This window comes from Arthrobacter sp. 18067 (assembly GCF_902706295.1).
GTDB lineage: Bacteria > Actinomycetota > Actinomycetes > Actinomycetales > Micrococcaceae > Arthrobacter.
The window spans coordinates 55945-65621 of sequence record NZ_CACSJJ010000027.1; the positions used below are offsets into that span (position 1 = coordinate 55945).

Here is a 9677-nt window from a genome sequence, read left to right on the forward strand (position 1 = left end):
CAATGCTAGTTATAGGCGCAATACGCTTCCATAATTGCTGCTGGCAACCATAGCGTTAAACGTATCCCACCGAAACTCTCGATCCGAGGACTACTTTTGGCACCCCCACCGCCTTCAGCGGCAAACGTCAGCCAGCCCGTCATCGATTCCCTGTCCGCCCCTCCGGCGCCGGACACCGTCACCCAGCCCCTCGCCGTCGTGAGCGAGAAGCTGCCCTGGCGTCATACTTTCATTTCCTTGAAGGTCCCCAACTTCAGGATCTTCGCGATCGGCCACTTCATCGCCGTGATCGCCATCTGGATGCAGCGCATCGCCCAGGACTGGATGGTGCTCCAGCTTTCCGGTTCCGTCACCGCCGTCGGCATTACCGTGGCGCTGCAGTTCATGCCTTCACTGTTCCTGGGTCCGTGGGGCGGCATGATTGCCGACCGCTTTGCCAAGCGCAAGATCCTCATCATCTGTCAATCGGCGGCGGCTGTGCTGGCAGCCCTGTTGGCAGTGCTTTCCCTGAGTGGCCGCGTCGAAGTGTGGCATGTCTACGTCATCGCACTCGCCCTGGGCTTCGTGACGGTCCTGGACCAGCCGGCCCGCCAGGTCTTCGTCAACGAGCTCGTCGGCCCCAAGTACTTGCGCAATGCCATCAGCGTGAACTCCACAACCTTCCAGCTGGGAGGCTTGATCGGTCCGGCGCTTGCCGGCGTGCTGTTGACGGCTGTGGGCGCCGGATGGGCCTTCGCCGCCAATGCAGTGGCGTGCTGCTCCACGGTGGCCATGCTGCTGATCCTCCGCAAGGACCAGTTGCACCTCAGCCAGCCGACACCCCGCAAGAAGGGGATGCTGCGTGAGGGACTCAATTACGCGCTCAGCAAGCCCACCATCTACTGGCCGTGGCTCATGGCCGGCTTCGTGGCAGTTTTCGCGATGAGCCTGCCAGTGCTGCTGGCCGCCTTTGCGGACCACGTGTACGACGCCGGGGCCGGAGGCTACGGACTGCTGAACGCCATGGTCGCGCTCGGTGCACTCGCGGGAGCGGTCGCGTCCACCCGGCGTCGTCAGCTTCGGTTGCGCTCGGTGGTGACGTCGGCGGGGTTGTACGGGCTCATGCTCTGCGCGTCGTCGCTGATGCCGTCCATGGTGTGGTTCAGCGTCACCATGGTCCTCGCCGGATTCTGGTGCCTCATGTTCCTCACCGCGGCCAACCAAATGGTGCAGACCAGTTCCAACATGAGCATCCGCGGCCGCGTCATGAGCCTCTACCTCGTGGTGCTCATAGGTGGCCAAGCCATCGGTGGTCCCATGATGGGTTGGCTGGCCGAGCACCTCGGTCCGCATCTGGCCGTTCTGGTATCCGGCGGTGTGCCGGCCATCGCAGCTGCGGTAGTCGCCGTCGTACTTGCCCGGAAGTCCTCGCTCCACCTCAAGGTGGATCTGCGCGACCGGCGGCGGGTGCTGCGGATCGTGCAGGAGCCGCAGGCGGCCTGAACGAGTGAAGCGCCCGCGGTTGGACCGCGGGCGCTTCAATGATGGATTGTCAGACCGTTGGCTTCTTTAGGCAGTCGCCAGGTGCGGGTACTCCGCTGAGCGGCCTTGGAATTCCAGGACGTCCGGGTTGCGGATGACGCCGTCGCGGATTTCGATGGCGCGGGAGATGGTCTCGTTCGCATCCCACCCGGCCGGTCCCGCAACCACAGTGTCCAGGAAGGGAAGCAACGCCTCGCTAATCTCCCAGCTTGCTGAATTCCATAGGTATGACGGGCTGTGGTCCACCGCGTAGTAGTTGACGTGCCCGCCCACACGGAACATCGGCTCGTCGAACGTGGTGGTCCGGGCCCAGCTGAACCCCATTCCTTCGTCACAGGAAACGTCCACGATCAGGCTGTCCGGCTTGAACTCCGTCAGGTCCTCGGTCCGCAGGTAAGTCAGCGGAGCGTTCGGGTCTTGCAGTGTGCAATTGACCACGATGTCTGCTGCCGCGAGGAACGGCGCCAGGGGCTTGCGCCCGTTGTTCGTGATGACTTCGCTGAGGAACGGTGCATTGCTGTCATGGTCGAACTGCACGATCCGCACCGAATGAATGGGTGACCCGACGGCGGCGACGCCACGGTTGGTCAGGACCTGGACATCGTGGACGCCATGCGCGTTCAACGCCGTGACGGCACCGCGGGCAGTTGCCCCGAAACCAATCACCACAGCGCTCAGCCGGCGGCCGTAGTCGCCTGTGGAACCAGTCAACGCCAAGGCGTGCAGCACGGAGCAGTACCCCGCGAGTTCATTGTTCTTGTGGAAAACGTGCAGGCCGAACCCGCCATCGCCGGCCCAGTGATTCATGGCCTCGAAGGCGATGAGCGTGAGCTTCTTGTCGATGGCCAACTGGGTGATGGCCCGGTCCTGGACGCAGTGCGGCCAGCCCCACAGTGTTTGGCCGTCGCGGAGCTCGGCCAGGTCCTGGGCCTGCGGCTTGGGCAGAAGAATGACGTCGTTGGTGGCAATCAACTCCTGGCGCGTGCCAAGCCCGCCCACCAGCGATTCGAGCTTGCTGTCCGGGACACCGAAGCGTTCGCCGTAGCCGAACTCAAAACGTAGTTGCTGGCGCACTTCCGGAGCGATCCGCTCCAAATGTTGCGGGTGGATCGGCAGGCGCCGCTCGTTGGGTTTCAGCGAGGTAGCAAGGACGCCTATGCTCAGCTGGCCGGTTGGTCCGGTCACTTCTTGTTGCCGGTAGAGGGTTTTGCGGCCTCGGTGGCGGAGGACTCGGAAGCCCGCTTATCCGCTCGTTTTTCCTTGATGGACTTACTGGATTTCTTCGATGCGGTTTGGCGCGGTGATTTGTCGCCCATGATGGCTCCCTTAGAGCGGAGCCGAAATGGCTCCTGACTCCTGACGATACACCTCGCAAGCAGGCGCAGTGGCCTCGGTCACTGGGCTTGGGTCATTGCGCCGGCTCTGCTGCCGGACGTCCATGCGTCACCCGGTGAGTCACGCGATCGGCAGTGTCGTCCACGGTCACAACCTTTTCCACCGGCTCCAGGTAGAAACGGGCGCTGCTGATGATGCCCTCGTCCACGCCGAAGATGATGACGCCGGTCATCTCGTGCGGGGTACCGTCGCGCCACGCGCCCTTCAAGTGCAGTTCGGTCCAGATCGTGCTGCCGTTGACGCTGTGCGAGAGCAGATGCGCTTTGATGTCCGGGACACCCGTGAACAGGTGCTCCCAGTTGCTGCGGATGGTGTCCCGGCCAGTGAATCCCCGTGTGGGGTGCGCCGGTGTTTCATTGACGTAGCCGGGCGCGAAGCACGCCGCCAGGCTTTCCAGATCGTGCTTGTTCGTGGCTTCCAGCAGGCGGTTGATGACGGCGAGCGGACCCGCCTCACCATCGTCGGTGAGAGTCATTGGAGGACCTCCCGGATAGGTGGATGTACGTACGAGTGTAGGCTCGGGAAGCCTCCCGGTCGACGGGTGCGCGGCCCTGTTTGGCGAGTACCGCCGTCGGACGTTTCATGCCCGGGACGCAAAGAAACCCCGGATCCTGGGATCCGGGGTTTTCTTGAGCGGGCGACGGGAATCGAACCCGCGTATCGAGCTTGGGAAGCTAGCGCTCTACCATTGAGCTACGCCCGCGCTGCCCGGGAAAATTCGCCCCGAGCGAGTCCTAGCTTAGCGCAGTTGCGGGGGTGCTCATGACAGGCGCGTCGGCCGCTTACTTGAACAGTTGCAGGCCGTTCCAGCCGGAGCCCACCTGGCGGTACGTTGTCCACTGGCCCCGGCCGAGTCCGTAATTGTAGAGGTTGCCGTCGGCGGTCTGTGCCGTGATGCCGCGCGTTCCGGCGCCGGTCAGTCCGAAGCTTGGGGCCAGGACCCGCATGTACTGCCAGCCAGTGCCAACGGTGGTGGCCGGGCCGTAGAAGCCGGCCCAACCGTCGCCGCGGTAATTGATGAGCGACCCCGAACCCGTCCTCGCCAGGATGTCGTTGGCGCCGTCGCCTTCCCAGTCGGCGATGGTGAGCTCCATGCCGTTCCAGCCCTTGCCAATAATTTGCGGAGCGCTGAGCGCGCCGCCGAAGGTGTTGGGGTAGTAGCGCAGCACGCCGTCAGGGAAGTAGCCGACGACGCCGGGCCGGCCGTGCGCGTGCGTCCACTTACCCACGGTGATGGTCATGCGATCCCAGCCGCCGTTGCCAACAACAACCTGGTTGGCGAAGCCGCCGCCCGGGAGGCCCCGATACACGCCGAGGATGCCGTTGTTCCATTGCGCCAGGATGTCGTAGACGCCATCGATGTCCCAGTCCACCACGAAGCCCTGCTTCAAGCCGGACCAGCCCGAGCCGATCTGGATGGCACCAGAATAGCCGCCGGCCGCCGTCGCGGGGTAGCGCAGCAGACGGCCCGAGGCGTCGGCAGCCACCAGGTCCGCGCCGGACTTGATGCTGGCCGCGGCTGCCGTGTTGCCCGCGAAGTAATGTTCCAGGGTTGGGAAGCCGCGCCTGTTCATATCGGTGGCCAAGGCAACGCCCACATAGCGCAAATGCCATGGCTCGTAGCTGTATCCCGTGGTGCCCGTGTAGCCGTTGGGGTAGCGGACAATGAAGCCGTATTTGTGGGCATTCGCGGCCACCCACCTACCCGCTACGGTGTCGCCGAAGCAGGTGCTGAGCCCGCACGAGCCCGCGGCATTGCCGATGTCCATGGCGAGGCCGGTCTGGTGCTCGCTGTAACCGGGACGGGCCGAGATGGTGTCGGCGTAGGCCTGGCCGTAGGCATTGACGTATCCCCAATAGACCTGGCTTTGGGTGTCGTAGGAACGGTAGCCACTGACGATCGACAGGCCGCCCGTGCCGGCGTCAGCCGCGCCCTGGAACAGTCCATTGAGCCACGCAGCGGCTTCGGCCCGCATGTACTGCCCCGAACCGCGCGCATTGATGAGGTCCGACGGAGCGTAGCCCGCCGGGTTCAGCGGTCGCGACTTGTTGACCAGGACGGAGAAGCTGGCAGGGTCCCCGATAGGGTCCACGCCCGGCAGCGGATTCACCGTTGCAGGGATTGCTGCCTTCGTTGTGGCAGCTGCTTTCACGGTGGGCGCTGCTGCTGATGCGGGCACCGCAGTGACGACGCCGCCAGCCACCGCCATGGCGAGGAAAAGAGCGCACGCGGCCATCCGCCGTCGTGCTTTCCCTGCAAAAGTTTGGTGTTCCAGAACCCGCATAACGCCCCCAACTCGGTTTTTGCCAGCCTCGGGAACTCTACCCCGCGGGCAGAACTGTGTCAGCCGTAACTTTGTGAAGCGCCAGATAACCATTCGGTCAAGGCTCGTCTGCGATGTGTTCCCGCAGGGTGTCCGCTGACTATTCTGAAGGTGTTAGCTGCAGCGTATGGGGAACCGGGCTACGACATTCGAACCGTACGCCGAAAGAGGTTTCCGTGGCTTTTGCAGACTACGAAGTGGTGATAGGCAGGGACGCCATGACCGTCTACGGATTCCTCATGGACGGCATGAACAACTCACTCTGGCGCTCCGGGATCCGCAGCATCTCACTGCGGTCCGGCATTCGTGGGCATAAGGGTGCGCTGTACCAGCAGACCATCAACGGCCCCGGAGGTCGTCCCGTCGCCGCCGATTTCCAGATCACCGAAGCCCGGCCAGGCGCGGAAGTACGCTTTGCCGTCGTCGCAGGACCGGCCCGGCCCACAGGCGGCTACTACCTCAGCACCGAAGGCCAAACCACGCGCCTCCGGTTCGCCCTCGAATACCACCCCAAGGGCCTGCAGAAGCTGATGAACAGCATGATCCAGAAGACCATGGAAAGTGAAGTCGCACAGCTGGAGCAGCTGAAAACCGTGATGGAGTCGCGCTCGGTGGTGTAGGCGCTATTGGGCGAGCTTGAAGCCGCTCCACCCGCCGCCGACGGCGACCGGCGTCGTAAGCCTTCCAGAGGTGAGGTCCCAGTACTCCAGTACGCCATTGGTGCCCAGGCCGGCGATGCCGGTGGTGTCCGCGCCCGTCACACCTTTGAGGGATCGTAGGCCTGAATAGTCCGTCCATGCCGCGCCCACTACCGGCCTGGCTTCCTGCTTCGGCGTCGCCAGCCCGCTGCCGCGGTACAACCGCAGGGATCCGTTGGGCTCCACGGACAGGAGATCCTGGAAACCATCCGCGTTGTAGTCCACCATGCTGAGCCTGACGGCCTTGTTGCCGGTACCAATCGCGGCCTGCGAGCGGATGTACGTCATCCCGGCGTTCTTGTACAACCAAAGACCGCCGGACGCATCCATGGCGACAATCTGCGGTAACCGGTTGTTGGCACACCAGTTGCCGACGGCGATGTTCAAGGACTGCCAGCCATGGCCCAAGACCCCAGGTGAACCGAAGCCGCCTGCTTGCCTGCCCGGGTATACCAGAAGTGCCCCGTCGGTGCGTTGGGCGATGAGATCGAAGACGCCGTCGCGATCCCAATCGGAAACGAACAGCTCCTTGAGCCCAGTGAAACCGATGCCGATCTTTCGCGCTGCGCCGTACTTCGCGTTCCCCAGCGAGGGGTAGGAATACACCGTTCCATCAGCCCCGATGGAGACGAGGTCGGCCGCGCTCCTGATCGAGGCGCTGCTGAGGTTGACAGTGGGAGGTTGGAACTTATCGCCTGGTTGGCAGGCTCCCACAGGATCAGTGGGAGGCGTGACCGTTCCGCCCGGCGCCGTGGTGGTTCCGGCCGGAAGCGTGGTGTAGCCAAAGAAGTTCACCACACCCCACAGCGTGTACCGGTTGGGCGTGGTCTGCCAGTTACCGTCCGTGTACGTGATGCCGATGCCCATGACGTTGAAGCGGGGATCACGCAGCAGGGCATCGTGCCCGGGGGAACCCTTCCACCACTCAACGAGCTGGGCAGCGTCACGGTCCCAGCGGACGGCAATGACCTCGCCCGCGCCGTTGTTCGGATTGAGCGCACGAGGATCTGTCCAGAAATTGGCGCGGTGCTGGATCACCTCGCGCGTCGCTATGTTGTTGGACCATTCCTGGGCCAGGCCCGCGACCGTTGCGTGGTACTTCACCGGCGCCAGGCCGAGGGAAGCGCGGTAGCTGTTGATCGCGTTGAATACCGTCAGGATGGCTGCTGTGTTGCTGTCCGGGAGGAGCGCGAGGGCGCCGTTGTCCGGGTTCGCATCGCCGCTTGGGGCTTTGCCGGGGAAAGGGGTTGTGCTCGGTGTCGGGCTCGCTGATGGGCTGGGGGCTGCGCTCGGGGTGGGTGTTGGTGTTGCCGACGGTGTGGCCGACGGCGAGCCTGACGGCGTCGGCGACGGCGAGGCCGACAGCGAGCCTGACGGGAGTGGTCCCACGGCGGGTGCTGACGGCGTCGGGATCGCGGCAGGTGACTCAGACTGCGAGGGTGCCGGGTCCACGGGATCGGGAACAGCGGGGTTGCTGGTGCCCGGGGCTTCCGTGCCTTCCGTAGAAGGATCGTCCGGCCCCCACGACGGTCCGATATTCGGCACCGGTGGCGGTGTCTCAATGACCGGATCCACAGCGATGGGTCTGGACGGCGCTTCGCTTTCCGTCCCGTGTTCCAGGGCCGGCACGGTGCTGGGGTCGGATGCTTCGCCGGCCGCGGGGGCGCCCGCGGAAGGTGAGGGGTCCGGCGTCGTACTTGACTCAGGCGCGGTCAGGCCGGACTCAACGCTGGCGGATGGAGTGGTGGCGCCACCCGGGCCTGCCTCTGTTGCCGGCAGGATCTGGCTGGAGGCGGCCACGCAGAGGGCCAGCGCTCCGGCCAGCACAATAGAGGCCGGCACTGCCAGTTTTTTCACAATTACCCCGCGAATGCTCGTTGCCCCCAGGTACGGGCGCGGTTCTACATGTCCGGGAACTATAGTCCCACGGGGCGGCCCGGACAATGCAAGGGCTGTTGGACGCATGGGGTATTTTTGATGCTGTGCTGATCTCTGACCGCGACATACGTGCCGAAATAGACTCCCAACGGATTGTTCTTGAGCCGTACGACCCCGCGATGGTGCAGCCGTCCTCCGTGGACGTCCGGATTGACCGGTTTTTCCGGCTGTTCGACAACCACAAATACGCCCACATCGATCCCGCTGAGGAACAGCCTGAGCTGACCCGGCTGGTGGAAGTGGAAGGCGACGAGCCCTTCATCCTGCACCCGGGCGAGTTCGTCCTGGGCTCCACGTACGAGACCGTCAGCCTTGCCGATGACATCGCTGCTCGCCTTGAGGGAAAGTCGTCCCTGGGGCGGCTCGGCTTGCTGACCCACTCCACGGCGGGCTTCATCGACCCCGGGTTCTCGGGCCACGTGACGTTGGAGCTCTCGAACGTAGCCACCCTGCCCATCAAGCTGTGGCCCGGCATGAAGATCGGCCAGCTGTGCTTCTTCCGGCTGACGTCCTCGGCAGAGCACCCCTACGGTTCCGGTGAATACGGCAACCGTTACCAAGGCCAGCGCGGCCCGACGGCCAGCCGTAGCCACCAGAATTTCCACCGGACGTCCATCTAGCGTTTCTTCTATTCGTCGAGGGGTTGGCTTTCGGCTCTTTCGGCGGCTGATAGGGCTGAGATCTCGCCCCTCGATTAGGCCGTCCCGGCTCCACTAGTCCTCCACACTGTGGGTAACCTCCAAGGCCCACTTTGGACGTGCCAACAATGGCTGATGAGGATTCCTCCGCCGCTTCCGATTGAGCTCCAAGGCCGCTCATTCACGCTTGCCGAACAACGTGCTGCCGGCCTGCCGGAGCATCGTGCGTGGAACAGTGACCTCCGTGTTGCGAGCAGGGGCATCCGGGTTCCCTGGGGCAAGGAGCAGGACCCCGCGCACACGGCCCGGCTCCTCGCCGCGGTAAGCGATGGGGCCGTCTGTTGCCGTGAAACCGCAGCCGGACTGTGGGGATGTCCGCTGCCGTGGGATGCGCAGCAGGACTTTCTGGTGCATCTGACCAGGGCCGACGGCTCCTTTCGGGCCCAACGCAGGGGAGTGCGGGGCCACCGGATGGTGCTGTCCGTCGCCGACATCTGCACATTGGAGGGTATTCCTGTCACAACTCCTGCCCGCACGTGGCTCGATCTCGCTGCGGTGCTCCCATTCGAAGACTTGGTCGCAGCAGCGGACCATTTCATTTGCAGCCAGACAAGAAGTTTCGGGCATAACAGGACGCCGTTCTGCTCAGCCGAGGACCTGAAGGCACAAGTCGATCGGCATGCCGGCGCGCGTGGCATTCGGAAGGCGCGGGCGGCATTGGAGTTGGCCAGGGTCGGGGCAGATTCCGTCCCGGAAACCAGACTTCGCCTCGCGATTGGCCGGGACTTCTTACCGGAACCGGTGCTGAGCTACGTTGTGTGTGACCCTTGGGGCCACGAGCTCGTGTGGCCGGATCTCGCCTTTCCGGATTTCAAAGTTGCGGTCAATTACGACGGCGGCCATCACCTCAGTGCCGAACAGAAGGAATCCGACATCCGACGCGAAGCCATGCTCGCAGCAAACGGCTGGATCTCCGTCGTGATCACGGTGGAACAAGTACGGGAGCGCGGATACGACGGAGTTGTTCGACGTATCCGGGAGGCTCTTATCCGGGGTGGCTGGTCGCCGAAGGGTTAGCTCTCGCCTCTTTGGGTGCTTCATTCGGCTGAGATGTCGCCCCTCGGCGGGGGTGGGGGGGGAGATGTCGCCCCTCGGTGGGGGTG

The 9677-nt window shown here is 64.1% G+C and carries 9 protein-coding genes and 1 tRNA gene; 4 read left to right on the plus strand and 6 right to left on the minus strand.

Going from position 1 to position 9677, the window contains the following annotated elements; all coding sequences use genetic code 11:
- The first annotated feature begins 96 nt into the window (after positions 1-96).
- Entirely contained in the window at positions 97-1482 is a 1386-nt protein-coding gene (locus tag GVL04_RS21730) for an MFS transporter (RefSeq protein ID WP_159708400.1), read from the plus strand.
- Positions 1483-1548: 66 nt separating this feature from the next.
- On the opposite strand, the gene GVL04_RS21735 is transcribed toward GVL04_RS21730, so the two are convergent.
- The 5 genes from GVL04_RS21735 to GVL04_RS21750 form a co-directional block, all read right to left on the minus strand.
- Positions 1549-2706, minus strand: coding sequence for a N(5)-(carboxyethyl)ornithine synthase (locus GVL04_RS21735; protein WP_159708402.1), 1158 nt, complete (start codon positions 2704-2706; stop codon positions 1549-1551).
- Entirely contained in the window at positions 2703-2837 is a 135-nt protein-coding gene (locus tag GVL04_RS24850; protein WP_011776304.1) for a hypothetical protein, read from the minus strand. Before GVL04_RS24850 ends, GVL04_RS21735 begins: the two co-directional genes overlap by 4 nt.
- A 92-nt stretch (positions 2838-2929) precedes the next feature.
- The gene (locus tag GVL04_RS21740; protein WP_159708404.1) at positions 2930-3391 is read right to left on the minus strand and encodes a nuclear transport factor 2 family protein; all 462 of its coding nucleotides are present in this window, start codon (positions 3389-3391) and stop codon (positions 2930-2932) included.
- A gap of 157 nt (positions 3392-3548) precedes the next feature.
- Positions 3549-3619: transfer RNA gene (locus GVL04_RS21745), tRNA-Gly, on the minus strand.
- 79 nt (positions 3620-3698) lie between these two features.
- Positions 3699-5153 carry a D-alanyl-D-alanine carboxypeptidase family protein gene (locus tag GVL04_RS21750; protein WP_159708406.1) on the minus strand — a complete coding sequence of 485 codons (1455 nt, stop codon included), beginning with the start codon at positions 5151-5153 and terminating at the stop codon, positions 3699-3701.
- A 263-nt stretch (positions 5154-5416) separates the two neighbouring features.
- Here GVL04_RS21750 and GVL04_RS21755 point away from each other — a divergent pair, with 263 nt between their 5' ends.
- Positions 5417-5860: a hypothetical protein gene (locus GVL04_RS21755; protein WP_159708408.1), complete on the plus strand. Its 444-nt coding sequence runs from the start codon at positions 5417-5419 to the stop codon at positions 5858-5860.
- A 3-nt stretch (positions 5861-5863) separates the two neighbouring features.
- Here the strand turns inward: GVL04_RS21755 and GVL04_RS24745 are convergent, their stop codons facing one another.
- Positions 5864-7780 (minus strand): CAP domain-containing protein, encoded by a 1917-nt coding sequence (locus tag GVL04_RS24745; RefSeq protein WP_235036393.1) that lies wholly within the window; start codon positions 7778-7780, stop codon positions 5864-5866.
- Positions 7781-7920: 140 nt separating this feature from the next.
- Between GVL04_RS24745 and dcd the strand changes: the two genes are divergently transcribed.
- Both dcd and GVL04_RS21770 read left to right on the plus strand, forming a co-directional pair.
- A complete protein-coding gene (dcd, locus tag GVL04_RS21765; protein WP_011776299.1) occupies positions 7921-8496 on the plus strand; it encodes a dCTP deaminase in 576 nt (191 codons plus the stop codon).
- Between the two features lie 153 nt (positions 8497-8649).
- Positions 8650-9591 (plus strand): endonuclease domain-containing protein, encoded by a 942-nt coding sequence (locus GVL04_RS21770; protein ID WP_159708410.1) that lies wholly within the window; start codon positions 8650-8652, stop codon positions 9589-9591.
- The last annotated feature ends 86 nt before the right edge of the window (positions 9592-9677 follow it).

Excerpts from the sequence above, each read along its gene's own strand:
- GVL04_RS21770 (WP_159708410.1), top strand. The coding sequence starts at position 8,650 with ATGAGGATTCCTCCGCCGCTTCCGATTGAGCTCCAAGGCCGCTCATTC.
- GVL04_RS21740 (WP_159708404.1), bottom strand. The coding sequence starts at position 3,391 with ATGACTCTCACCGACGATGGTGAGGCGGGTCCGCTCGCCGTCATCAAC.
- GVL04_RS21750 (WP_159708406.1), bottom strand. The coding sequence starts at position 5,153 with ATGGCCGCGTGCGCTCTTTTCCTCGCCATGGCGGTGGCTGGCGGCGTC.
- GVL04_RS24850 (WP_011776304.1), bottom strand. The coding sequence starts at position 2,837 with ATGGGCGACAAATCACCGCGCCAAACCGCATCGAAGAAATCCAGTAAG.